The sequence below is a fragment of the Saccharopolyspora pogona genome, from assembly GCF_014697215.1.
In the GTDB taxonomy this organism is placed as follows: Bacteria; Actinomycetota; Actinomycetes; order Mycobacteriales; family Pseudonocardiaceae; genus Saccharopolyspora; species Saccharopolyspora hattusasensis.
The window spans coordinates 5237501-5259704 of the sequence record NZ_CP031142.1 but is presented as its reverse complement, the minus strand read 5'-3'; the positions used below and the strand labels follow the sequence as shown (position 1 = coordinate 5259704).

24 protein-coding genes, 1 tRNA gene and 2 pseudogenes (1 of these 27 only partly in view) are annotated in these 22204 nt (G+C 69.8%); 14 read left to right on the top strand and 13 right to left on the bottom strand.

Annotated elements, in window-relative coordinates; all coding sequences use genetic code 11:
* The first annotated feature begins 44 nt into the window (after positions 1–44).
* Both DL519_RS50335 and DL519_RS24205 read left to right on the top strand, forming a co-directional pair.
* A complete protein-coding gene (locus DL519_RS50335) occupies positions 45–200 on the top strand; it encodes a hypothetical protein (RefSeq protein WP_397544971.1) in 156 nt (51 codons plus the stop codon).
* Positions 194–850 (top strand): annotated as a pseudogene (locus DL519_RS24205) (amidohydrolase); the annotation flags it as partial. The gene DL519_RS50335 and the pseudogene DL519_RS24205, both read left to right, overlap by 7 nt.
* 335 nt (positions 851–1185) lie before the next feature.
* Here the strand turns inward: DL519_RS24205 and DL519_RS24200 are convergent.
* From DL519_RS24200 to DL519_RS24190, 3 genes are all read right to left on the bottom strand, one after another.
* Entirely contained in the window at positions 1186–1890 is a 705-nt protein-coding gene (locus DL519_RS24200; protein WP_190818183.1) for an SdrD B-like domain-containing protein, read from the bottom strand.
* The gene (locus DL519_RS24195; protein ID WP_223839476.1) at positions 1890–2315 is read right to left on the bottom strand and encodes a dihydrofolate reductase family protein; all 426 of its coding nucleotides are present in this window, start codon (positions 2313–2315) and stop codon (positions 1890–1892) included. The genes DL519_RS24200 and DL519_RS24195 overlap by 1 nt, the downstream gene beginning before the upstream one ends.
* A gap of 75 nt (positions 2316–2390) precedes the next feature.
* Positions 2391–2464, bottom strand: a tRNA-Leu gene (locus DL519_RS24190).
* 147 nt (positions 2465–2611) lie between these two features.
* Between DL519_RS24190 and DL519_RS24185 the strand changes: the two genes are divergently transcribed.
* Complete coding sequence (locus DL519_RS24185; RefSeq protein WP_190818181.1) at positions 2612–2833, top strand: DUF3618 domain-containing protein; 222 nt, start codon at positions 2612–2614, stop codon at positions 2831–2833.
* A gap of 54 nt (positions 2834–2887) precedes the next feature.
* Here the strand turns inward: DL519_RS24185 and DL519_RS24180 are convergent, their stop codons facing one another.
* The 4 genes from DL519_RS24180 to DL519_RS24165 form a co-directional block, all read right to left on the bottom strand.
* Positions 2888–3607, bottom strand: a complete 720-nt coding sequence (locus tag DL519_RS24180; protein WP_190818179.1) for an MOSC domain-containing protein — start codon at positions 3605–3607, stop codon at positions 2888–2890.
* Between the two features lie 55 nt (positions 3608–3662).
* Positions 3663–4328, bottom strand: coding sequence for a TetR/AcrR family transcriptional regulator (locus DL519_RS24175; protein ID WP_223839474.1), 666 nt, complete (start codon positions 4326–4328; stop codon positions 3663–3665).
* 1 nt (position 4329) lies between these two features.
* On the bottom strand, positions 4330–4515 hold the full coding sequence (locus DL519_RS47130; protein WP_223839472.1) for a hypothetical protein: 186 nt from the start codon (positions 4513–4515) through the stop codon (positions 4330–4332).
* 223 nt (positions 4516–4738) lie between these two features.
* A complete protein-coding gene (locus tag DL519_RS24165) occupies positions 4739–5314 on the bottom strand; it encodes a nucleotidyltransferase family protein (RefSeq protein ID WP_223840342.1) in 576 nt (191 codons plus the stop codon).
* 560 nt (positions 5315–5874) lie between these two features.
* Here DL519_RS24165 and DL519_RS24160 point away from each other — a divergent pair.
* From DL519_RS24160 to DL519_RS24145, 4 genes are all read left to right on the top strand, one after another.
* Positions 5875–7089, top strand: a complete 1215-nt coding sequence (locus DL519_RS24160) for a helix-turn-helix domain-containing protein (RefSeq protein WP_317891389.1) — start codon at positions 5875–5877, stop codon at positions 7087–7089.
* A gap of 58 nt (positions 7090–7147) precedes the next feature.
* Positions 7148–7306 (top strand): hypothetical protein, encoded by a 159-nt coding sequence (locus DL519_RS24155; protein WP_190818175.1) that lies wholly within the window; start codon positions 7148–7150, stop codon positions 7304–7306.
* Positions 7303–7815 carry a DUF3039 domain-containing protein gene (locus DL519_RS24150; RefSeq protein ID WP_190818173.1) on the top strand — a complete coding sequence of 171 codons (513 nt, stop codon included), beginning with the start codon at positions 7303–7305 and terminating at the stop codon, positions 7813–7815. The genes DL519_RS24155 and DL519_RS24150 overlap by 4 nt, the downstream gene beginning before the upstream one ends.
* Before the next feature lie 223 nt (positions 7816–8038).
* Entirely contained in the window at positions 8039–8257 is a 219-nt protein-coding gene (locus DL519_RS24145; RefSeq protein WP_190818170.1) for a hypothetical protein, read from the top strand.
* On the opposite strand, the gene DL519_RS24140 is transcribed toward DL519_RS24145, so the two are convergent.
* From DL519_RS24140 to DL519_RS24125, 4 genes are all read right to left on the bottom strand, one after another.
* Entirely contained in the window at positions 8251–8739 is a 489-nt protein-coding gene (locus DL519_RS24140) for a nucleoside deaminase (RefSeq protein WP_190818168.1), read from the bottom strand. The genes DL519_RS24145 and DL519_RS24140 overlap by 7 nt on opposite strands.
* Before the next feature lie 295 nt (positions 8740–9034).
* Entirely contained in the window at positions 9035–11338 is a 2304-nt protein-coding gene (pucD, locus tag DL519_RS24135) for a xanthine dehydrogenase subunit D (RefSeq protein WP_190824180.1), read from the bottom strand.
* A gap of 434 nt (positions 11339–11772) precedes the next feature.
* Positions 11773–12273, bottom strand: coding sequence for a (2Fe-2S)-binding protein (locus DL519_RS24130; RefSeq protein ID WP_190818160.1), 501 nt, complete (start codon positions 12271–12273; stop codon positions 11773–11775).
* On the bottom strand, positions 12264–13133 hold the full coding sequence (locus DL519_RS24125) for an FAD binding domain-containing protein (protein ID WP_190818158.1): 870 nt from the start codon (positions 13131–13133) through the stop codon (positions 12264–12266). The genes DL519_RS24130 and DL519_RS24125 overlap by 10 nt, the downstream gene beginning before the upstream one ends.
* 270 nt (positions 13134–13403) lie before the next feature.
* Between DL519_RS24125 and DL519_RS24120 the strand changes: the two genes are divergently transcribed.
* From DL519_RS24120 to DL519_RS24105, 4 genes are all read left to right on the top strand, one after another.
* Complete coding sequence (locus tag DL519_RS24120) at positions 13404–14918, top strand: PucR family transcriptional regulator (protein WP_190818156.1); 1515 nt, start codon at positions 13404–13406, stop codon at positions 14916–14918.
* A 353-nt stretch (positions 14919–15271) separates the two neighbouring features.
* Positions 15272–16489 carry a type III PLP-dependent enzyme gene (locus DL519_RS24115; RefSeq protein WP_190818154.1) on the top strand — a complete coding sequence of 406 codons (1218 nt, stop codon included), beginning with the start codon at positions 15272–15274 and terminating at the stop codon, positions 16487–16489.
* Between the two features lie 83 nt (positions 16490–16572).
* A complete protein-coding gene (speD, locus tag DL519_RS24110) occupies positions 16573–16968 on the top strand; it encodes an adenosylmethionine decarboxylase (RefSeq protein WP_190818152.1) in 396 nt (131 codons plus the stop codon).
* A gap of 40 nt (positions 16969–17008) precedes the next feature.
* On the top strand, positions 17009–17881 hold the full coding sequence (locus tag DL519_RS24105; RefSeq protein WP_190818150.1) for a spermidine synthase: 873 nt from the start codon (positions 17009–17011) through the stop codon (positions 17879–17881).
* A gap of 177 nt (positions 17882–18058) precedes the next feature.
* Here the strand turns inward: DL519_RS24105 and DL519_RS24100 are convergent, their stop codons facing one another.
* Positions 18059–19114: a hypothetical protein gene (locus DL519_RS24100; RefSeq protein WP_223839471.1), complete on the bottom strand. Its 1056-nt coding sequence runs from the start codon at positions 19112–19114 to the stop codon at positions 18059–18061.
* A gap of 115 nt (positions 19115–19229) precedes the next feature.
* Here DL519_RS24100 and rbsK point away from each other — a divergent pair, with 115 nt between their 5' ends.
* Complete coding sequence (gene rbsK, locus DL519_RS24095; RefSeq protein WP_223839470.1) at positions 19230–20129, top strand: ribokinase; 900 nt, start codon at positions 19230–19232, stop codon at positions 20127–20129.
* Between the two features lie 117 nt (positions 20130–20246).
* Here rbsK and DL519_RS24090 read toward each other — a convergent pair whose 3' ends face one another.
* Positions 20247–20591 (bottom strand): histone-like nucleoid-structuring protein Lsr2, encoded by a 345-nt coding sequence (locus DL519_RS24090; RefSeq protein ID WP_190818136.1) that lies wholly within the window; start codon positions 20589–20591, stop codon positions 20247–20249.
* Positions 20592–20954: 363 nt separating this feature from the next.
* Between DL519_RS24090 and DL519_RS24085 the strand changes: the two genes are divergently transcribed.
* Both DL519_RS24085 and DL519_RS50330 read left to right on the top strand, forming a co-directional pair.
* On the top strand, positions 20955–21401 hold the full coding sequence (locus DL519_RS24085; RefSeq protein ID WP_190818135.1) for a histone-like nucleoid-structuring protein Lsr2: 447 nt from the start codon (positions 20955–20957) through the stop codon (positions 21399–21401).
* Positions 21402–22001: 600 nt separating this feature from the next.
* Positions 22002–22204: pseudogene (locus DL519_RS50330) on the top strand (ATP-binding cassette domain-containing protein) (its annotated part continues 140 nt past the right edge of the window); the annotation flags it as partial.

Here is a 22204-nt window from a genome sequence, read left to right as displayed (position 1 = left end):
CGGGTGACCGCGCATGGCGTGAGGGCAGACGAACGGAGGGTGCTGTGGGCGATCTTGAGGCCGTGCTGGGCCGACTCGACGACATCCGGAGTGATCTCACCGATCTCTACAGGGACCTGCGCGCGAACCCGGAGCTGTCCTTCGCCGAACACCGGACCGCCGCCGAGGTCGCGCGCCGGCTGGAAGCGCCCCGGTGGTGACCTGGGTCGGGCGCACGGGCGTGGTCGGCGTGCTCCGCAACGGCGAGGGGCCGACGGTGCTGCTGCGCGCGGACTTCGACGCGCTGCCGGTCCTGGAGCAGACCGGCCTCGACTACGCCAGCACCCGGCGCGGCACCGACCCGGACGGCAACGACGTCCCGGTGATGCACGCCTGCGGCCACGACATGCACGTCACCTGCCAGCTCGGCGCGCTGGACCTGCTGGTCGCGGCCCGCGACCGGTGGGCGGGCACGATCGTGGCGGTCTTCCAGCCCGCCGAGGAGATCGGGGCCGGGGCGCGGGCGATGATCGACGACGGCTTCTTCGACCGGTTCCCCAAGCCGGACGTCTGCCTGGGCCAGCACGTCTTCCCGTTCCCGTCCGGCTCGGTGGGCATGATCAGCGGCCCCAGCATGTCCGCCGCCGACGGCATCAAGGTCACCATGTTCGGTCGCGGAGCGCACGGCTCCCAGCCGCAGAACGCCATCGACCCGGTCGTGATGGCATCGGCGACCGTGATGCGGCTGCAGACCGTGGTTTCCCGCGAGGTCGCCCCCAGCGACACCGCCGTGGTCACCGTCGGCGCGATCAAGGCGGGCACGAAGGACAACATCATCCCCGACCAGGCCGAACTGCGGGTCAACATCCGGTCCTTCGACGAGCAGGTCCGGGAGCGGGTGATCGCGGCCGTCAAGCGCATCGTGCGGGTGCAGCGAAAGCCCGGAGGGCTCGACCAGCCGCACGGAAAGCTGCGCGGGTGGCACATCGGCGCATTTCAGCGCCGGCGTTTCCCGGTGCCAGTCCAGGAAAGCGCTGAGCCCAGCCGGCCCTTGGTCAGCAGCACGACGAGCAGGGCGAGCGCGCCGAGGCGGATGGTTCACGCGGATCTGCCCGGAACCATCCGGGCGCGTGGTTTGGCGGTTTCCCGCGGGAGTCCTAATTGGACGGGAGGGTCCAAGCATGTACGGCAACTGCCGTGGTCGGCCTACTTCGTGACCAGGCCGATGTCGAGGTTCAGGACCTGGTTGATCCTGCCGTCGGTCAGCGCGACGACGGCGGTTGCCGTGCCGTCGGCCGGGTCGGCGTCGGAGTCGGTCTCCGGCGCGCCGACGTGCTGCGGCGAGAACCCCATGCCCCCGGGCGGGACGAAACGCAGGACGTAGGTGCTGGTTCCCTGGTTGGGCATCGCGTAGTGCCCGGTGCCGTCGGTACCGCTGCCCCACCTGCCGATCCAGAACTGGATGCCGGGCAGCAGCGGCTCGTCCGCCTGGCGTTGCCCGTCGGCGTTCACGTCGTGCCAGGTGACGCCGGTGATGTCGCTGCCGAGCTTGCCGAAGTCGGCGCGGCTGGTGCCGCCGGGGCGCACGTCGACGACCACCTCGCTGGGAGTGGTCGGCTGATAGCCGATCGGGTTGATGCCGACCCGGTACCGGCCGGGTGGCACGTCGGGAATTTCGTACGTGGCATCGGGATTCGTCCCAACCGTCGCCACCCAGCTGCCGTCCAGGTGGTACAGCCCGACCGCGCTGCCGCCGCCCGGCTCGCCGGGCTGCCAAGCGCCGTCGACGTTGCGGTCGAAGAAGTGCATCCCGCACACGGTCCCGGTCGCCGGTTGGGCCACCGCCGGCACCGTCGTCCCCAGCAGCGCTAGCGTGCCCGCCGCCACGAAAACCGCGGTTCTCCCGGTCATCACGCCTCCGATCGCAGCCGAAACCCGTTCTGCGGCGTAGACGCGCGGTCCTGGGCTTCGGTTGCCCGGTGGAGGCGGATTCGGGTTCCCGTGCTCCCGGTGGGCCCTCCGCTCATCCCGGCTACCGCTGGTTCAGCGGCGGACCCGGTAGGTGACGTGGTGACGAGGGAGGCGGGACGCGCGGAGACCAGTTTCAGGTCCAGCGCGGGCACGCCATCGAACAGCCGCTCTCCGGCACCGAGTGTGACCGGGGCGATGTGGGTGCGCAATTCGTCGATGAGTCCGCCGCGGAGGTACTGGTTGATCGTGGCCGCGCCGCCGGAGATGGCGACGTCGCGGTCTCGGACATCCAGGCGTGCGGCCGCTCGACCGGGCCGGTGCCGAAGGGCTTCTCGCGGGTCTGGCCGGGGCCTCGAAGCCGTCACCCGGGACCAGGTCCGCGGGTCCTCCACCGCGATGCGGACGGGCCCCGACTGCCGTTCGGGGCCAGGAAAGCGTAGTGGGGCCGGAGAGACTCGAACTCTCACTGGCTAGGACCTAAACCTAGTGCCTCTGCCAATTGGGCTACGGCCCCGCTCGACACAGCCTAGCGCGTGCGGTGATCTTGGCGGGAGGGGAGTTCCCGGACGGGGGCTCGGGGCGCGACACGCGAACCGCTGGTGCGTGGCGGGTTCGGCGGTGCTCTACGGTGTGAGCAGCCAGGTGAACGCGAGGAGGACACGTGGCCCGTGATCCAGACACCATCGAGCGCGACATCGAGCAGGCGCGTGAAGCGCTGGCCGCCACGCTGGACCAACTGAGCGCCAAGGCGGACCCGAAGCGTTTCGTCGAGTACGGCAAGTCCAGCCTGCAGCAGAAGCTCAACGACCCGAGGGTGCGCTACGTGCTGATCGGTGTCGGCGCTCTCGTCACCGTTGCGGTGGTGCGCAAGCTCTTCCGGTGAATGCCCGTGGGTCTTTTGGGCCGCAGCGGCAGCCGCTGCGGCAGCCCAAAAGGCTCACGGCTCCTGCCGCACCGCGTCGCCGAGGCGGATTTCGCCGGGCTTGGTGACGCGCATGATCACGCCGAACTTGTTGTCGTGGCGCCCGATCAGGTGGGTTTGCAGGTCCCGCCAGCGCTCGCGGCCGTCGGCGTCCCAGCTGGGCACCGCGCAGCGGATGCACGGCCCGGCGTTGTCCCCGGTGACCGCCAGCTCCACTTCGCCCGCCGTGAGCGTCGTGCCGGGTTCCCAGCCCTCTTCGGCGAAGGCCGGCAGGTCGGCGGTCACGTGCAGGTTCGTGCGGAAGCGGCGCAGGTCGACGTCGGCGCCCAGTTCGTCGGACAGACCGGCGCGGGAGGCTTCGAAGGTGACGAGCACGGTGGGCCCGCGGTCCTGCTGCCCGTCGGCAGCGCGCAGGCTGAGCGGGATGTCCAGCGAGTCGGCGAGGACGTCGGTGAGCTTGGGGTCCGTCCAGGACCAGTCCACGCCGTCCGGGCCGCGAAGCGTCGGCGGTTCGGTCGGGTCGGCGACGTCGCCGTAGCTTGCCGCCCAGCTGAGCATCATCGGGTTCTGCCGGACGGTCAGCACGTTGCCGGTTCGGGTGGCGCGCTCGTCGAGCAGCGCGTACGTGCGGTCACCGGCCATTCCGCGGTCGTCGAAGCGGGCCGCGTCGACGCGCTCACCGCGCAGCGACTTCACCGGCCAGCGGCTTAGGTCCGTCACCGATCCGTGCGCCACGCCGACCTCCATCCACCACTTGGCACCACCCTAGCGCCTGGTTTTCCAGGCCGGACTACGCCGACGGTGTGGCGGTGTGCAGCAGTGGCAGCAGGCCTTCGCGGAGGAGCCGGTCGACGAAACCGGTGTCGAGCGGCTCGTCCGTGAGCATCAGGCGGTAGATCAGGCCGGCGCCGGCGAGTTCGACGACCGTGTCGATCGGCGCGTCGGCGCGGATCTCGCCGCGCTGCACGCCGCGTTCGATGATGCGGCGCAGCATGTCCCGCTGCGGCAGCAGGAAGGATTCGCGGAAGGCCGCGGCCAGTTCGGGTTCGTGCGGGAGTTCGCCGACCAGCGCCTGGGCCGCCTTGCCGACCGGGCCCGTGAGGAACGAGGCGAAGCCGCGGAGGAACTCGCCGAGGTCGGCCTCGATGCTGCCCTGGTCGGGTTCCGGGACGCTGCGCTGCACTAGCTGGGTGCAGGTGTCGATGACCAGGTCGAGCTTGGAGTCCCAGCGGCGGTAAATGGTGGCCTTGCCGGCCCGCGCGTGGGCGGCGACGGCATCCATGGTCAACGCCCGGTAGCCGACCTGGGCGAGCACCTCCATCGCGGCTTGGCGCAGCGCGGCGTCGCGGGTGGCATCCCGCGGGCGACCCCGGCCGGTGGCCGGTTGGTTCGATTCGACGCTGGCCAACGCTGCTTCCTCCTCGCGTGCACTGCTCGCCGCTTTCACGGCCGACATCCTAAGGTGCTGGTCGGATTCGTCCACTGTGCACGCGTTCGCGGAGTTGCGCGCGGTCACCGGGCACCGCGGGCGTGGCCGCGGCGGCGGCCACGGCCTTGCGGGTCGCCTCGTCGGACAGGCCGTGCCTGGCTTGCAGGTACGCGGTGGTGAAGGCGAATCCATCGCCGTCGAGCAGGTGGATCACGACACGTCCCGCGGCGCCGGGCGCTAACTTCTCGATGAGCTGGTCGGCCTGGTCCCGCGCCGCGATCAGGCCCGGGGCGCTGGCCGTGCTGCGATCGGTTCCGGCCGTGACGGTGACCAGCCAGTCGTCGCCGTCCGGTGTGCTCGGGCGTTCGCGTGACGCGGCGTCGACCGGTGTCGGTGCTGCGCGGCCGTTCCGGGCCGGTCACGCGTGGCCGTCGACTCTACGGGTTGCCCCGGTCGAGGTCTTCGGGACGGTCAATGTCGAAGCCTTCCGACACGTCGTCGCAGGCCACCAGCGCGACTTTGCGGCCGTTGAGGTAGCCGCGGGCACCGGCGTCCCCGGTGGCCGCCGCGCGGGCTCCGGCCCAGTGGTCGCGCCCCAGCAGCACGGGGTGGCTGCGGACGCCGTCGTGAGCGGCGGCGGCGAGGGTGCTTGGTTTCGCGAGCGCCGCGACGCGCCGCACGGCTTCCGGGCCGATGCCGGGCATGTCCACCGGCAGCACAAGGGCGGCATCGGCATCGGTCGGCGCGAGCGCGTCGAGCGCGGTGCGCAGCGACGAGCCCATACCGGTGGCCCAGTCCGGGTTGAACACGACCCTCGCGCCGGTCAGCTCAGCGCGTTCGCGGACCTCGTCCGCGGCGGCGCCGACGACCACCACGATCGGCGCGCAGCCGCCTGCGGCGAGCACCTGCGCGGCCCGGTCGACCAGCAACGTCCCGCGGTACTCCACCAGCGCCTTCGGCATCCCGAACCGACGACCGGCACCGGCGGCCAACACGACTCCCGCAACTACCACCACCGCAAGGTACCCATTCCGAACAAGAGGTGGAGCGCACCGATCCGAGATCTCGTCGAGGTGAGGGGCACCCTTGGGCGGCACAGGAGCCTGTTGCGTTTTCGGCGAAAACGGCTGAACCGAAGTACCAAATCAGTCTCGATCGCCGCCGTTTGTCCGCCAGTGGCCATCTCAGCCGTGATCGATCGATCACGGTCCGTGGTGGGCGTAATTTTGCAACAGGCTCCACAGCCGCTCAAGGGTGCTTTTTTCTTCGCGGCTTGGCGCTGACCTGGGAAAACGCTGGTCACGGGTGGTGTGACCGGCGGCTTGGCCATACGCAGTCTAGACGTAGCTGACCTGTAGTTAGTGCGCTGTGTGACGGATTTGGGCCCACGTTTGCCCCACGCCTTTGATCATGGGTTGCCCCACGGCCGCGCCATTGCTCCGCCCGTGCGCGGACGTGCTCGTCACCTGATCGCGTTCTCGCTACCCTCAAGGTCACCTCTTCGCGGAGGTAACGCCCCCGGCCGACGGGCCGGGGGCACGCGAAGAGGTATCCGCGAAGAGGTGATGTGATCGTGTCCTCGAACGGTCCGTCTGTTGGTTCCCGTATCCGGCAGGCGCGTGAACGCGCCGGGATGAGCCGCCGTGTGCTCGGTGGCCTCGTCGACCGCTCCGCCGAGTGGGTCAAGGCGGTCGAGGTCGGCCGTTTACAGACGCCGAGGCTCCAAATGCTGACCAAGCTTGCCGACGTGCTCGACATTCGGGATCTCGCCGAGCTCACCGGCGACGATGAGTCGGTCTCGGTGTCCCGGTTCGCTCCCGGTTCGGCCCACCAGGCGCTCTACGACGTGCAAGCCGCATTGACCGAGTACCGGCTCACGCCGGACACTCGGCCGGTTGACCTTGCACACCTGGCGGAACGGTTGGCGGTGGCGTGGAAGGTGCGGCACAGTTCCCCGGACCACCGCACCCAGCTCGGCGCGCTGCTGCCCGACCTGATCCGCGACGCGCAACGGGCGGTCCGGGCACGGTCAGGCAGAGAGCGTCGGGAAGCACGGCGCATCCTGGCGGGCGTTTACCAGCTCGCCGACTTCTACGTCGCGTTCCAGCCCGCGCCGGAACTTGTGTGGCTGGTCGCCGATCGAGCTGTGACCGAAGGGCAGGAATCCGACGACCCGTACGCGATGGCGGCCGGGGCGTGGGCGCTGGTGCAGGCGTTGAGGGAGTCCGGGCGCTGGGAAGAGGCGATTAGCGTCGCCCACGACGGCGCAGCGCAGCTAGAGCCCTATTTGGAGTCCGCGCCGGACGACTGGCGCGGTATGGTCGGCGCACTCCGGGCCGAGAATGCATTGACCTATGCCCGCCGGGGCAGGCACGGCGAAGCGTGGCGGCATTGGGAGTCGGCTTACGGCATCGCTCGGAAACTCGGCCCCGAATATCGGCACGTACAAACGAGTTTCGGTCTGCCGGTGATGAAAGCGAACGCGGTCACGCTAGGCGTGGACCTGCGGCGCGGCGGAGAAGCGATGCAGGCGGCGGACTTCGATCCGGCGGATATTGCGTCGGTGCCGCGCCGGGCGCGACACATGATCGAGGTCGCCCGCGTGCACGCCTTGCAGGGTGATCAGGCGGCGGTATTTGCGATGCTCGACCAAGCGGAGCGGACCGCGCCGGAAACGGCCCGGTTCAACGGCTGGGCACGCGAGCTGACGCATTCGCTTCTCGACCGTCCGCCGGGTGGCGAGTCAGCGGCAGTGCGGTCGCTGGCGGACCGGATCGGGGTCCGCTGATCGAGTAGGGGTACAAACCGTACCTATCGGCCGTGTCGGACCGGGCGATCTTGGCGTCATGCATGAGGCGCTGGGGATATTGCTCGGGTTGCTGGCCTGGTCGGCGATGTTCATCGTGTGGTGGCTGCCAGGACACCGAGAGAAGCAAGCGCTCAAGGCAGCGGCACAGCGTCGGAAGGAACGGCTCCGCCGCCGCGCTCCGGGGCGTGCCGCGTGAACGGTCAACGCTCCGTGGTCCTGGCACGCCTGAGGCCGGAGTATGCGCCGCCGGATCGGCCGCCGGAAGTGCACGCCTACCGCGTCGATCACGTCATGTGGATGGCTCCGTGCGGCGACACGGTGAACCCGGACGAGGTCGAGATCGTCAAGCCGTTCACGGGCACCCCGTGCCCGCGATGCTGGATGCTGGCCGCGCTCGCAACTGATGTCCCGCTGGTTTCCCGTGCCGAGCTCGAAACCACGCCGCCGTCGCCGGAGCTTCCAGCGGTATCCCCGGCGGACGTCGTCGTCGAGTCGTCAGACGCGATGCTGCTGTACGCGCCGTCATGGCGCGAGCGCGTCGTGCACTACGCACACCCCAAAGCGCCGACGCAGAAGTACGGGCGGAGCGGGACCGTCGTCGCCGGGCTCTGTGGAGAGATCGGGTGGGGGCCGCACACGCGCCCGCCGGTCGACTGGCCGATGTGTTCCGAGTGCGTCCAGATCGTGAGTGTGGGGATTTCCTAGTTATGGCCGGAAAACATCGCCGCACTGGTGATGCGGAAGAAGCGGGCTATTCCGGAGGCGCCGGAGTCGGCGGATCTTTCCGGTTGCACTTGCTGGCTCATGAGTCTTCCCATGCCGGTGGGCGCCCCCCGCGTTCTCGGCGTTTCCGGGCAGGGGAGGGCCCGGCGGGAATTCGCCGAAATCGGTGTGGGGCGTTTGATCGATTGGTTTCCCCGGTCCCGCAATGTTTTTCGGGACGGCGGGCAAGCCCGGTTCCGGTGGAATCGCGGAAACCGTCGGTGCGGCCCGTCCGCAGGCAACGGGCGACCCGGTCGTCGTGGCCGTTCCCCTTCTCGGGGTGGTCGTGGTGCTGAGGGGAATTCGAATCCCGGATCAGGGCGTCCGGGACCGTGAATGCTTCGAGCTGCTGAAGGCGCGCCGGAAGACCCGCTGGGGTCAGTAGTCCACGCGGTCGGTCTTGCCGCGCCAGGCGTCGAAAGCCGCGTTGCGGTTGGCCATCTCCACCTGGTGGACGGGGGTCGGGCACTTCGTCTCCGGGTCCTTGAACGCGTCGTAGAAGGCGCGGTCGTCGAAGCCGGCGTCGGCGGCGTCGTCCCGGTCGGCGGCGAACAGCACCCGGTCGACCCGCGCCCACAGCGCCGAGGCCAGGCACATCGGGCACGGCTCGCACGAGGTCACCAGCACGCAGCCGTCCAGCTTGAAGGTGCCCAACGCCCGGCAGGCGTTGCGGATCGCGGTGACTTCGGCGTGCGCGGTCGGGTCGAGGTCGACGGTCACCTTGTTGGTGCCCGTCGCGATGATCTCGCCGTCCCGGACGATCAACGCGCCGAAGGGGCCGCCGCCACTGTCCACATTGGTCGTGGCGAGTTCGATGGCCTTGGCCATCCAGTCCTGCTCGGCGCCCGTCGCGACGTCCACGGACATTGCTTCCTCCTAGGGTCTGCTCAACAAGCGGCGGTAGCCGCTTGCTGTGTGGGACTCGGCTCGCACCGCCGCGGGTTCTCAACAGTGCTATACGGGGACACCTCGCACCCCGAGCTATCTCGCGAGCGACGTGGTGAATTGGCATTCATGATGTTCGGGGATCCCACAGCGAGAAGGCGCCTGAGGTTCCTACCCGCACCGCCACGCAAACCATTTTTGAACCCCTCCTATGGGTTTCCGGTGGTTGTTGGGGATGCTGGCCGGCCGGCCCGGCACCGCCGCCCAGCGGGTCTGGTCACACGATGTGCTCGGGAGCCACCGGCGTGTGCGGGAGTTCCTTGCCGGTGGCGGCGCGGATGGCGGCCACTACGGCCGGGGTGGTGGAGATCGTCGGCGGCTCGCCGACCCCGCGCTGCCCGTAGACCGCGTTGGGGTCGGCGCGTTCGATGACGTCGATTTCCATCGGCGGCGTGTCGAGGATCGTGGGGATCAGGTAGTCGGTGAAGGAGGGGTTGCGGATGTGCCCGTCCACGACCTTGATCTCCTCCATTACGGCCAGCCCCATGCCCTGCGTGGTGCCGCCCTGGATCTGCCCGATCACCGCGTCCGGGTTGATCGCCTTGCCGACGTCCTGGGAGCAGGCCAGCTGCACGACCTTGACCAGGCCGAGGTCCAGGTCGACGTCGACCACCGCGCGGTGCGCGGAGAACGCGTGCTGCACGTGAACCCGTTCGCTGCGGCCGTTCTCGTCCATCGGGAAGGTCTCCCGGTGGTGGTATTCGCGGGTTTCCTCGATGACGTCGTCGCCGAGCACGTCCACGAGGCCGGCCAGCACGCCGTGGGCCTCCGACACGACCTTGCCGCCCTGCAGGGACAGCAGCGCCGATTCGACGGCGTAGCGCTCGGCGACCCGCGCGAACAGCGCATCCCGCACCGCGTCGCAGGCCGCCTTGACGGCACTGCCGGTGACCAGTGTCTGCCGCGAGGCGGAGCTGGAGCCGGCCGGGCCGACGCTGGTGTCGTTCGGGTGGATGGTCACCCGCTCGACGCCGAGTTCGGACCGCGCGATCTGCTGCTGCACCGTCACCAGGCCCTGCCCGACCTCGGCCGCGGCGGTGTGCACCATGGCCGCCGGCTCCCCGCCGATGACCTGCAACCGCACCCGCGCGGTCGAGAAGTCGTCGGCGCCTTCGGCGTAGCAGATGTTCTTGATCGTCACGCCGTAGCCGACGCCGCGCACCACGCCTTCGCCGTGCGTGGTGTTGGACGCCCCGCCGGGCATGTCCCGGATGTCCACCGGACCGGTGCGCTCGCCGGGCATCGGCAGGGCCCGCACGCGCTCCAGCAGTTCGGCCACCGGAGCCGGGAAGTCCAGCACCTGGCCGGTCGGGATCGAGTCGCCCTGCTCGATCGCGTTGGCGATGCGCAGGTCGACCGGGTCCACGTTCAGCGCGGCGGCGAGCTTGTCCATCTGGGACTCGTACGCGAAAGTCGGCTGCACGGCACCGAGTCCGCGCATCGCGCCGCACGGCGGGTTGTTCGTGTAGAGGCCCCAACCCTCGATTTCGACGTTCGGCACCTTGTACGGCCCGGCGCCGAGCGTGGTGCCGTTGCCGACCACGACCGGCGTCTTCGACGCGTACGCGCCGCCGTCGAAGTACTGCCGCGCCTTGACGTACACGAGCTTGCCGTCGCGCGTCGCGCCGTGCTCGTAGTACATCTTGGCCGGGTGCCGGTGCACGTGGCCGTAGAACGACTCCTCCCGGTTGTAGACCATCTTGACAGGTTTGCCCAAGCGCAGCGCCAGCATGCACACGTGCACCTGGATGGACAGGTCTTCCCGGCCCCCGAACGCGCCGCCGACGCCGGACATGGTCATCCGCACCTTCTCCGGCGGCAGCCCGAGCGCCCGCGCGGTCTGCCGGAGGTCGGAGTGCAGGTCCTGGGTCGCCAGGTACAGGTCGACGCCGCCGTCCTCGGCGGGGATCGCCAGCCCCGACTCGGGACCCAGGAACGCCTGGTCCTGCATCCCGACGGTGTACACCCCGGAGACCACGACCTCGGCCGTCGCGTTCGGGTCGCCCTTGACGATCTTCTGGTGCCGCACGACGTTGCCGTCCGGGTGCAGCTTCGGCAGCGTCTCGTCGTGCGCGACCCGCTCGGCGTCGAGCACCGGCTCCAGCACCTCGTAGTCGACGACGATCTTCTCCAGCGCGCGCCGCGCCGTCTCCGGGTGGTCGGCCGCGACCAGCGCGACGGCCTCGCCCTTGTAGCGCACCACATCGGCGGCCAGCACCGGCTGGTCGGCGTACTTCAGGCCGAAGCAGTTGTCGCCGGGCACGTCATCGGCGGTGAGCACGGTCTGCACCCCGGCCATCGCCATTGCCGGCCCGATGTCGATCGAGCGGATCCGGGCGTACGGGTGCGGGCTGCGCAGCGTCGCGCCCCACAGCATGTCCTCGGCCCACAGGTCCGAGGAGTAGGCGAACTCGCCGCGCACCTTGATCGCGCCGTCCGGGCGCAGCGCGGATTCGCCGATGCCGCCGCCGATTGCGTCGTTGAGCTCCTGCGGACTGCGAGCAGGCGCGTGGCTGCTCATGCGGACACCTCCTTGATGCCTGTTTCCAGGCGCCTTTTGCGTGGCGGTGCGAGTGGCGCAGGCCGACAGCGCGATCCGGGCCAGGCCCGCCGACGCCGCTGCGTGCGCGATCTCCTCGTCGATACCAGCCCAGACCGGGTGGAGCGCGGTCAGCCCGCCGAACAGCGTCGCGTCCGTCGCGTCCGTCGCGTAGCCGCGGGTGGCCCACTGGTAGAGGTGGTGGTGGGTGTTGATCCGACCGGGCGTGACCAGGCAGCCGGACGCATCGATGCGCCGCGCCGCGCCCTGCTGGGACGGCGCGGAACCGGGGCCGACCGCCACGACGCGGTCACCCTCGACGACGACGTGGCCCTCGGCGAACTCGGTGCCCGAGTCATCCTCGGTGCCCGAGTCGTCGACGGTGACCACGGCGCCGCCCTCGATGATGGTCCGGCTCATGCGTGCGCCTTCCGCCCCGCCGACTTCCTCTGTGTTGTCTTCCTCCGGGCGGCGAGCCGAACGGCATCCATGATCTTCTCGTAACCGGTGCAGCGGCACAGGTTCCCGGCCAGCGACTCGCGGATCTCCGCGTCGGACGGATTCGGCTTGCGCTCCAACAGGTCGTGCGTCTGCACGAGCAGGCCCGGCGTGCAGAAGCCGCACTGCACGGCACCGGCCTCGACGAACGCCTCCTGCACCTCGTCGAGCTTCTCGCCGTCGGCGAGGCCCTCCACGGTGCGCACCTCGCGGCCCTCGGCCTGCCCCGCGGCCACCAGGCACGAGCAGGCCGGCACGCCGTCGAGGTAGACCGTGCAGGAACCGCATTCGCCCTGCTCGCAAGCGTTCTTCGAACCCGGGAGGCCCAGCCGCTCGCGCAGCACGTACAGCAGGCTCTCGCCCTCCCACACGTCGTCGGCCTCGTGCGGTTGTCCGTTGACGGTGAACTTCAGGCGCATTCCTGCCTCCCGGAACAGTGGTCGTGCCAGACCCAGGACAGGGTCCGGCGAGCCATCACGGCCAGCGCGTGGCGGCGGTAGCCGGCGGTGCCGCGCACGTCGTCGATCGGTGACGCGGCCTGCGCGACCAGCTCGCCGAAGCGGCGGGCCACCGAGTCCTCCAACGGCCGCCGTTGCTCCCAGTCGAGCTCGGCGCTCAGGAACTCCTCCGCGACCTGCGCGCGCAGCGGCGTCGGCGCGGCCGAGCCGATCCCGGTGCCGACCTGCTTGCGGTCGGGGTGCAGCGAGATCGCGAAGGTGCACACCGCGATGACCATCGCGTTGCGGGTGCCGACCTTGGAGAACTGCTGCGGGCCGGTCGCCGGGGCGATGTGCACGGCGGCGATCAGCTCGTCCTCGGCCAGCGCGTTGCGCTTTACGCCGGTGAAGAACTCGGTCGCCGGGATCAGCCGCTTGCCGTGCACCGACTCGACCTCGATCAGCGCGTCGGAGGCCAGCAGCGGCGGGTGACCGTCGCCGGCCGGGGAGGCGGAGCCGAGGTTGCCGCCAAGCGTGCCGAAGTTGCGGATCTGCGGCGAGCCGACGGTGCGGCTGGCGATCGCCAGGCCCGGCACCCGGTCGCCGAGCTCGTTGATCAGCCGGGTGTAGGGCAGGCCCGCGCCGATGCGCAGCGCCCCGTCCGCCTCCGACCAGCCGGTCAGCTCGGGGACGCCGGTGAGGTCGAGCAGCGTGCTGGGGCGGCGGTGGCCGAAGTTGATCTCGACCATCACGTCGGTGCCGCCGGCGATCGGCGTCGCATCCGGATGCGCGACCTTGGCTTCGAGAGCCTCCCGCCACGAGGCGGGGCGGAGGAATTCCACGGTTGCACTCCTTGTCACGGCCGCCTGAATTGGTGTGAGTCAGTACACAACCGGGGCCGTTCGGCCGCTAGCGGTGGAAGGCCCGAAAAAGCCTTCCGGTAGCCGGACCGGAGTTGTATGTTTCTCCAAACGCGGGGAGCCCTTGCGGCGTCCGGGGCACCCGGCCGAAACACTCACCCGGAACAGCTGCCCGCTCGCGGCCGACGACCGGCCCGGCGCGGGCGCCCCGGCTCCGTGATGGAGCGGGGCGGCGGAGCCCGAGGTGCGCAGGTGCAGCTAAATGATCTCCTCGCCGATCCGGAACTCGGATTGGTGCTGCTGGGCGGCGCGGACCAGATGGACCGGCCGGTCCGCGGCGTCTACATCACCGACCTGCTCGACCCCCGGCGCTACCTGCACGGCGGCGAGCTGGTGCTCAGCGGCCTGGTGTGGCGCAACGACCCGAGCGATTCGGAGAAGTTCGTCGCCGCGCTGGCCGACGCGGGGGTGGTGGCCCTCGCCGCGGGCACCGCGCGGCTCGGCCACGCGCCGCCGGACCTCGTCGAGGCATGCCGGCGGCACGGCCTGCCCGCCTTCGAGGTGCCGCTGACGGTCAGCTTCAATGCCCTCGCCGACCGCATCCAGCGCCGCTCCGCTCCGCGCCGCGAGCTGGTCTCCGCGGTCGCCTCCGGCGCCGACCTGGACCGGGTGCTCCGGATGGCGGCCGACGAACTCGGCACCGACTGCTGGGTGCTGTCGGCGGCCGGTTGGATCGTCGGCGGCACCGGCGAACTGCCGGAGGCGACCCGCTGCGCGGCGCTGCGCGCGTTCGCCACCGGCCGCCTGCCCCGCACCGTGCGGCCAGGGGAGTCCGGCGACGCATGCGTGCTGTGGCCAGTGGAGTCCGAAACCGAGCCGCCTGCCGCCCGCTGGTTCGTGCTGGCGCGCGGCGACGTCGCCGACTGGGGTGACGAGGAGGAGTCCATTGCCACGGACCTGGGCACCGTCGTGGCGTTGGTGCGGGCGCAGGTGGAAGAGGCCCGCCGGATCGCGGGCAGGTCGGTGGAGGCGGCGCTGCGGCGGCTGCTCGACGGCACCTCCACCCAGGCCGAGGTCGCGGCCCGCCTGGAGACCGCGGGCCTGCCGGCGGACGAGCCGCTGCGGGCGGTGGCCCTCAGCGCCGGCGACCCGGCGGAGTCGACGCTGCTGCTGCGCGAGGTCGCCGCGGCGACCGGCATGGCCTCGGTCACCGCTCCGCTCGGCGACGGCGCCACGGCGTTGTTCGTGGACGGCGAAGCGCACCTGGCTGAGCTGGACGCGCGATTGCGGCGCATCGTCGCCGAAACCGAGCCCGGGCTGGGCCAACGGCGGCTGGCGGTCGGCGTCAGCGACATCAGCCCGGCGACGGCGCTGCGCGGAGCGCTTGAGGAGGCGGGCTACGCGCGTCGGCTCGCGCAGCAGCGCCGGGGGCGCGCCGAGGTCGTGGTGGCGGCGGAGCTCGCCTCGCACGAGGTGCTGCTGGCGTCGGCGCCCGACGAGCTGCGCCGCTCCTACCGGCAGCGGCTGCTCGCGGACCTGATCGAGTACGACTCGGCGCACAACTCGGACCTGCTGCGAACCCTGCGGGTATTCCTCGACTGCTCCGGCTCGTGGTCGCGCTGCGCCAAGCGGCTCCACGTACACGTGAACACGTTGCGCTACCGAATCCAGCGGATCGAGGAGATCACCGGGCGAGACCTCGCCGAGTTTCCGTCCCGAGTGGACTTCTACCTCGCCCTCGAACTGGACCGCGAACCCGCCGACTAGCGGATCGATCAGCTCTGGACGGACGCTCCCCCAGGTGAGTGCTGCCGCTTTGGCACCCTACGCACTCATGGTCCAGACCAGGAAAAACCTGTGTCCGAGGAGCTCCCGCTCCCAGGCGGCCCGCCGATCACGGGAAGTCGGAATCCGACCACGCAACGCGACGACCTCGGCGAGGTCCCGTGGGGGTGCTCACACTGGGGTCCGTTGTCCGGGGGAAGAGGTGGGCGCAGTTCGAAATCCGTAAGTGAGCGCGGTACTGTGCTTGGTCGCAGTTGCGCTCCAAGAGTGCATGCCCCTGGCGGGACGAACCCGGGGAAAACGCAACCCCACCAGCCGAGACGGAGGTACCGGGATTGACCGATCTGTCCGCCACCACGGGTGTGACGGACCGCCCGAGCGGCACCGCGCAGCAGGCCGAATCCGCCGCGCCGGACCCGATTCTGCAGTTCCTCGACCGGCAGCAACCCGAAACCCCCTGCCTGGTCATGGATCTGGCCCAGGTCCGCGACCGCTACCGGCAGTTGCGAACCGCCCTGCCGGACGCCCGGATCTGCTACGCGGTCAAGGCCAATCCCACCCCCGAAGTGGTCGGTGAACTGGTCGCCCTGGGGGCGTCCTTCGACGTCGCCAGCCCCGGCGAGATCGACCTGTGCCTGGCCAAGGGCGCGGCGCCGGAGTCGATCTCCTACGGCAACACCATCAAGAAGCGCCGCGACATCGCCCGCGCCTACGAGCAGGGCGTCCGCCTGTTCGTCACCGACAGCGCCGCGGACCTGACCAACATCGCCGAGGTCGCGCCGGGCTCACAGGTGTTCTGCCGGGTCCTGGTGGACAACAAGGGATCCCGCACCCCGTTCGGCCGCAAGTTCGGCTGCCCGCCGGAGACCGCCGCGCAACTGCTGCGGCGCGCGCAGGAACTCGGCCTGGACGCCTACGGCGTGTCGTTCCACATTGGATCGCAGCAGCTGGAACCCGTCGCGTGGGAGCACGGGATCAGCGCCGCCCGGCGGGTTTTCGAGGACTGCGCCGCGCACGGCGTGCGGCTGCGGATGGTGAACCTCGGTGGCGGATTGCCCTCCGGCTACACCGAATCCGCCCCCCCGCTGGCCGACTACGTGCGCCGCATCGAGGAATCGTTGGACCGCAACTTCGGCGCCCAGCGGCCGGAACTGCTCATCGAGCCGGGGCGCTTCATCGTCGGTGACGCGGGCGTGCTGCGCAGCGAGGTCGTGCTCGTCTCGGACTCCAGCGACGGCGAACGCAGCTGGGTCTACCTGGACATCGGCCGCTACAACGGGCTCGCCGAAACCGAAGGCGAAGCCATCACCTACCGGTTGCGCACCTCGCGCGACGGCGACCCGCTCGGCCCGGTCGTGCTGGCCGGGCCGACCTGCGACGGCGACGACGTGCTCTACCAGCGCACCAGGTACGAGCTGCCGCGAACGCTGCGCGGCGGCGACTGGGTCGACCTGCTCAGCGCCGGCGCGTACACCGCCAGCTATTCATCCGTGGGCTTCAACGGATTCACCCCGCTGCCCACGTACTGCGTCGACGGCGACGAACAGCCGTGATCGCCTCGGCGACTTCGAGGAGCCGGCACCGAAGCAGTGCCGACTTGGTACTGGAATTCTGCGAAATGATGGGAGGTCGATAGATGTCCGTTGACACTGGAACGCCGCCGGTCGGGTTGTTCACCGGCCAGCATGTCCTCGCCGAGCTGGAGGGCGTTGATCCAGAACTGCTCGACGACGAGCAGTTCCTGCGTGACACCCTGCACAACGCGCTGAGCCAGTCGCACGCCACCGTGTGCCAGACGATCGCCCAGCGGTTCGAGCCGCAAGGTGTCACCGTGTTGGCGTTGCTATCGGAGTCCCACGCTTCGCTGCACACGTATCCGGAGGACGGCTCGATCTTCATCGACGTCTTCACCTGCGGGCACACCGCCCAACCGGAGCGCGCGGTACAACTGCTCGCCGAGGCGCTGAAGCCGGCCTCGCAGAACGTCCAGACCATTCAACGCGGCCGCGACTACGTAAACCTCGCCTCGTGAATTCGCCTTACCTGGCAACATGAATCAAGGAGGAGCATCGTTGATCGAACTCGAAGGGCACCGGTGGATCAAGGAACCGATGGGCGCGGACCTGCAGCGCCTGTGGCGGGTCGACGAGGTGCTGTGGGAGGGCGACACCGCCTACCAGCACGTGGTCATCGGCCGCACCGGGCAGGGCGTCTCGCTGTTCTGCGACGACGACCGGCAGAGCACCGAGTTCTCCCAGCTGGTCTACCACGAGGCGATGATGGTGCCGGCGTTCCTGCTCGCCGCGCGGGTCGAGCGGGTGCTGATCATCGGTTCCAGCGAGGGCGTCGCCAGCCAGATGGCGGTCGCGGCCGGGGCCAGCCGGGTCGACCACGTGGACATCGACGAGCAGTGCGTGCGCGTCTGCGCCGAGCACCTGCCGTACGGCTACAGCACCGAGGAGCTCGCCCGCGTCGAGCGGGGTGACGGTCCGATCAAGCTGCACTACGCCGACGGGTGGGGCTTCCTCGACCAGGCGCCGCCGGAGGGCTACGACATCGTGGTCGTCGACCTGCCCGACGAGCGGGCCGACGACGCCGACGGCCAGCACAACCGGCTGTACGGCCTGGAGTTCATCCAGCGCTGCCAAGCGGTGCTAGCGGCCGGTGGCGTGGTCGCGTTCCAAGCGGGCTGCCCGACGGTGTGGCGCAACGAGACGCTGACCCGCTCCTACAACCGGTTCCGGTCGGTGTTCGACACGGTCGCCTACTTCGGCTCGGACGAGCACGAGTGGGCGTTCCTGTTCGGCCGGGTCGAGCAGATCGACGACCCGACCAACGTGATGCTGGAGGCGTTCTCGAAGTCGGCCTACCAGCCGGAGACGATCGACGAGGCCAGCATCATCGGCTGCACGGTCCCCCCGTACTCCGTCCGAAACCAGCCCTGAACCTCCCGCAGCGCGGAACCCCGGTTCCAGAGTGGGCGATTTCAATGGAAATCGGAGCGCTGATTTCCATTGAGCCCCGCCTTGACACACCCTCGCAGCTTGCGCCGCCGCTGAGGTTCCGCTATCCGCACCGCAACGCAAGAAGCGGCCGGAAAACGCTCAGCGAAATCGCGCCGCCTAGAGGGAGCCGAGGTAGGGGTGGCGGGCCGGGTCGCCGTCGCGGGGGACGAACCACTGGTCGAAGGCCAGGCCCCGGGCGCGCAGCTCGTCCTCGACCTTGGTGATCTGCTCCACCACCTCAGGCTCGGCGTCGGCGGTCAGCGGCAGATCCACCTCGTACAGCTCCTCGTGCTCGGTGTCGCCGAAGGCCCGCCCGGCGAACCCGGCGAACACCGACTCGCTCTCCTTCCAGCTCATCAGCTCAGCGGCCTCCAGCACCACGCGCGCCTCGTTGATGATCAGCCGCAACGCCAGCGCCTCGGCCACCGTGCGCGGCGGCGTCCAGGACGACTCGGTAAGCCGCACCGCGACGGCCGCCGACGACAGCACGAAGCCGCGGGCGAAGAACGCGTCGTAGCGGTGGTCGTAGCAAGGCGGGAGCTCCTCCAACACCAGCAGCCCGACCGCGTCGGCCACCGTCGCGTTGTTCACCGCCAGAGCCAGCTCGTCGTAGAAGATCTCGTCGGTGACCACCCGCACCGCATGGATGAGCGCCCCGGCAGCTAGGACGTGCGCATCCGGCTCGACGCCGAACGCGCTCGCCTCGAACCCTCGCAGCTGCGGAGCCAGCTCGGTGAGCCGGGCGCGCCAGTGCTCGGCGTCCATCGCGGGCTCAGCGGAGGTCTCCAACGCCTCCTCGACCGCGGCCTCCAGTTCGTCGTTGACGCCATCGACCGCGGCCAGCCGCTGGTTGAACTCGTCCTCGGTGATTTGCACCTCCGAGTGCGACACCGACCAGCCGCCGAGCACCTCGCTCTCGCGGATCAGCTCGTCGAGCACCGATGCGGCGGCGTCCTCGGCCGCTAGCAGCGACGGCGCGTCGAGCGCGAGAACCACGTTCGCGCCGGTCGGGTGCACCGTGATGCGGTAGTCCAGGACGTCTATGTCGGCGTCCCCAGGGCCCGAGACCCCCTCGACCAGCGCGAGGTGGCGGTCGAGCACGGCCGCGATCCCCTCCTGCTGCAGCGCGTCGAGCCCCACGACCTCGGCCGGCGGCTCGAGCTCGGCTGTCACCGCGTAATCCACCGCATCTCGCCTTCTCCTCGACGGTTGGTCGGCATGGTACGTCGTCGAACTGGCCAAGACCCATCAAGCGTTCGGGGCCCCCGCATCGGCCATGATGAACCACGTGACAACGACTGTGGCCGTATTCGGCAGCTGCAACATGGACTTGGTGGCCTACGTCGGGACGGCGCCGAAGCGGGGCGAGACGGTGCTCGGGCGGGAGTTTCACACGGTGCCCGGCGGCAAGGGCGCCAACCAGGCGATCGCCGCCGCCAAGGCGGGCGCCGCGGTGCGCATGATCGGCGCGGTGGGCGAGGACGACTTCGGCACCCAGATCCGCGAGACCCTGCAGAAGTCCACTGTGGATGTGATGGGCCTGCGGACGGTGCCGGGGCGCAGCGGCACCGCGCACATCGTGGTGGAGGACGAAGGCAGCAACTCGATCGTCGTGGTGCCGGGTGCGAACGGGACGGTCGACGGACTCGTCGACGGCGACGAAGAACTGATCGCCGGATCGCGGAGTTTGTTGCTGCAGCTGGAAATTCCGCTCGCCGGCGTGGCCGCGGCTGCGGCGGCAGGACGGCGCAACGGGGTGCGCGTGGTGCTCACCCCGGCGCCGGCGTTGCCACTGCCCGCCGACATCCTTTCGAATGTGGATCTGCTGGTGCCGAACGAACACGAGGCGGTGATCCTGGCGGGCGACGACGACCCGCACCGCGCGCTGGCCGCGCTGCTCCAACTGGTCCCCGAGGTGGTGATCACCCTCGGGGACCGCGGCTCGTTGTACGGCAACCGCGACGGCGTTCGCGTGGAGGTGCCCAGCTTCCCGGTGGACGCCGTGGACACGACGGCCGCGGGCGACACCTTCCTCGGCGTGCTGAGCACGGCGATGGGCGAAGGCGCCGGGGTGCCCGAGGCGCTGCGTCTGGCCTCCGCTGGAGCGGCCGTGTCGGTGCAGCGCAGCGGGGCCAGCAGCTCGATGCCGACTCGTCAGGAAATCACGGACTTCTTGGCGACGAGATAAGGGATTCACCCCGGCCAATTACTGCTGGTCCACAACCGCACTACGAGGAGTCATTGCGCGAGTTTCACGGGCGGCCGGATTTGCCTCGAGTTCGAACCGGCCGCCCGTGGCCGGTGCTCACTGAGCGTTGTCGTAGGCCTCTACGACCTCGGCCGGAATGCGACCCCGGTCGGAAACCTGCATCCCCTGATTCCGGGCCCATTCCCGAATGGCCTGGTTGCGTTCGCGGTCGGCCGCGGTCGGCGTCGCCGAGGGCTTGTCGGCCTTGGCGGCGGCGCGCTTGCGGCCGCCGGTCTTGCGCGCGCCGGCCACGAATGACGCCAGTGAGTCGCGGAGTTTGGCGGCATTATCGGAGGACAGGTCAATTGAGTAGTTCACCCCGTCCAAGGCGAACTCCACGGTGCTGTCGGCTGGTGTGCCGTCGACGTCGTCGACGAGCTGGACGGTGACTTTCTGCGCCACGGTAACCCTCGATTCCGGCTCGATTCCCCGTCTTCTCCGCACCGCCGGTGCAGAGAAGAGCGAGCGAACAATAAACGATCGCTCCAAGAATGATCCAGGCGCCACCGGAATTTTCTGCGATGTGCGCTGGATTACTTTCCCGGATTGCCCCGCAGCGGTTACTGTCCGTTGGTGGCCACTGATCGTCGCCGTGCGCGGGCGGTACGTGACCCGCCCGGCGGTTATCGGCTGGACATCGAGCTGTTCTATGGTTGAGTACGAGACAACGGCGCTGCCGCGTGCTACAACGTGGTCAAGGCTCGCAGTAGTCTTACCTGCAAGTGTCGCGGATCGAGGCGGGGCACGTTCCCGAGACAGGTGATCATGGCCGAGCGGATTCAGGTCGAACTCGTCGATGACGTCGACGGGTCCCCTGCCAACCACACCGTCACCTTCGCGCTGGATGGTGTGACGTATGAAATCGACCTGAACGACGAGCACGCCCAAAGACTCCGGGCCGTCCTCGACCGCTACATCAAGGCCGCGCGCGCCCCGAAGCCCGAGCCGGCGCGCAGCACACGCCAGCAGGAGCGCGAGGAGGAGCAGGTCCGGCAGGTCAACAAGCAGTTGACCGAGCAGATCCGCGGCGCCGCGCAGCGCACCCGCGAGCACCTCAGCAAGAAGGCCGCCGAGCCGGTCAAGCCGGAGCCGGTCGAGCAGCCCGAGCCCGTCGAGGAAACGCTGTTCGACACGACTCCGGCCGAAGAACCGAAGCCGGGAGCCCGCGTCCCGGCGGTCTCGATGCCGCAGTTCTCTTCCGCAGTCGACTGAGATTCGGTCGTTTGGCCCGAATTCCGCGGTGGCGGTCGGATGCGTGCCTGCGAAAAGGCACGTGCTGGGCCCTCATTCACGAGCTGACGACGGAGGGCTAGCGCGGGCTAGCGCCGGAGCAACGGGGAGCTGAACGGCTTTCCACCGGCGGGGGACCGCCGTGTCCGAATCCTGGCCGATGCCGGAATGATCACGGATGCGGACACGTCGTGTCCGCCCAAATACGGTGCACGCGATCACCCCCTTACCCGCGGCAGGCGGAAGGCGCGCGTGGCAGTGAGGTTCGGTAGTGCATGCCGGTGGTGCTGGTCATGGCGATCGCGGCAAGCGGTTGCGCCCCGCTGGTCGACGTCGAGCAGACCGGCGCCCAGGTGCGCTCCTCCGTGCAGGCCGCAGATCCGATCGTCCATGTTGGACGCATTGCGCTCGGACTACATGCGGACCGCGCGCCAAGGCCGCCGGGGAGGGGGCGGTCGCCATCCACGGCCTCCGCAACAGCCTGGTCACCGTCATGACGATCTCGGCCTGCAGCTCGGCACGCCGATCTCCGGTGCCGTGGTCACCGAGCAGATCTTCGTGCCGCCTGGCTTCGGCAAATTGATGGTCGATGCCGGCGGAGTCGCGGAAGCTGTCCGGGGCGTCAGCTTCGGCGTGGCGCCCGGCGAGATCCTCGCCGTGGTCGGCGAGTCCGGCTCCGGCAAGAGCGTCACCGCATTGTCCGCGCTCGGGCTGCTCGCGCCGAACGTCGTGGTCACCGGGCGCATCGAGCTTGCGGGTGAAGAACTGCGAGGAGATCGCGACGA

Coding starts and splice junctions, on each gene's coding strand:
- DL519_RS24200 (WP_190818183.1), bottom strand. CDS start 1,890: ATGACCGGGAGAACCGCGGTTTTCGTGGCGGCGGGCACGCTAGCGCTG.
- DL519_RS24175 (WP_223839474.1), bottom strand. CDS start 4,328: ATGTCGGCCGTGAAAGCGGCGAGCAGTGCACGCGAGGAGGAAGCAGCG.
- DL519_RS24155 (WP_190818175.1), top strand. CDS start 7,148: ATGCATGAGGCGCTGGGGATATTGCTCGGGTTGCTGGCCTGGTCGGCG.
- DL519_RS24145 (WP_190818170.1), top strand. CDS start 8,039: ATGTTTTTCGGGACGGCGGGCAAGCCCGGTTCCGGTGGAATCGCGGAA.
- DL519_RS24140 (WP_190818168.1), bottom strand. CDS start 8,739: ATGTCCGTGGACGTCGCGACGGGCGCCGAGCAGGACTGGATGGCCAAG.
- pucD (WP_190824180.1), bottom strand. CDS start 11,338: ATGAGCAGCCACGCGCCTGCTCGCAGTCCGCAGGAGCTCAACGACGCA.
- DL519_RS24130 (WP_190818160.1), bottom strand. CDS start 12,273: ATGCGCCTGAAGTTCACCGTCAACGGACAACCGCACGAGGCCGACGAC.
- speD (WP_190818152.1), top strand. CDS start 16,573: ATGTCCGTTGACACTGGAACGCCGCCGGTCGGGTTGTTCACCGGCCAG.
- DL519_RS24085 (WP_190818135.1), top strand. CDS start 20,955: ATGGCCGAGCGGATTCAGGTCGAACTCGTCGATGACGTCGACGGGTCC.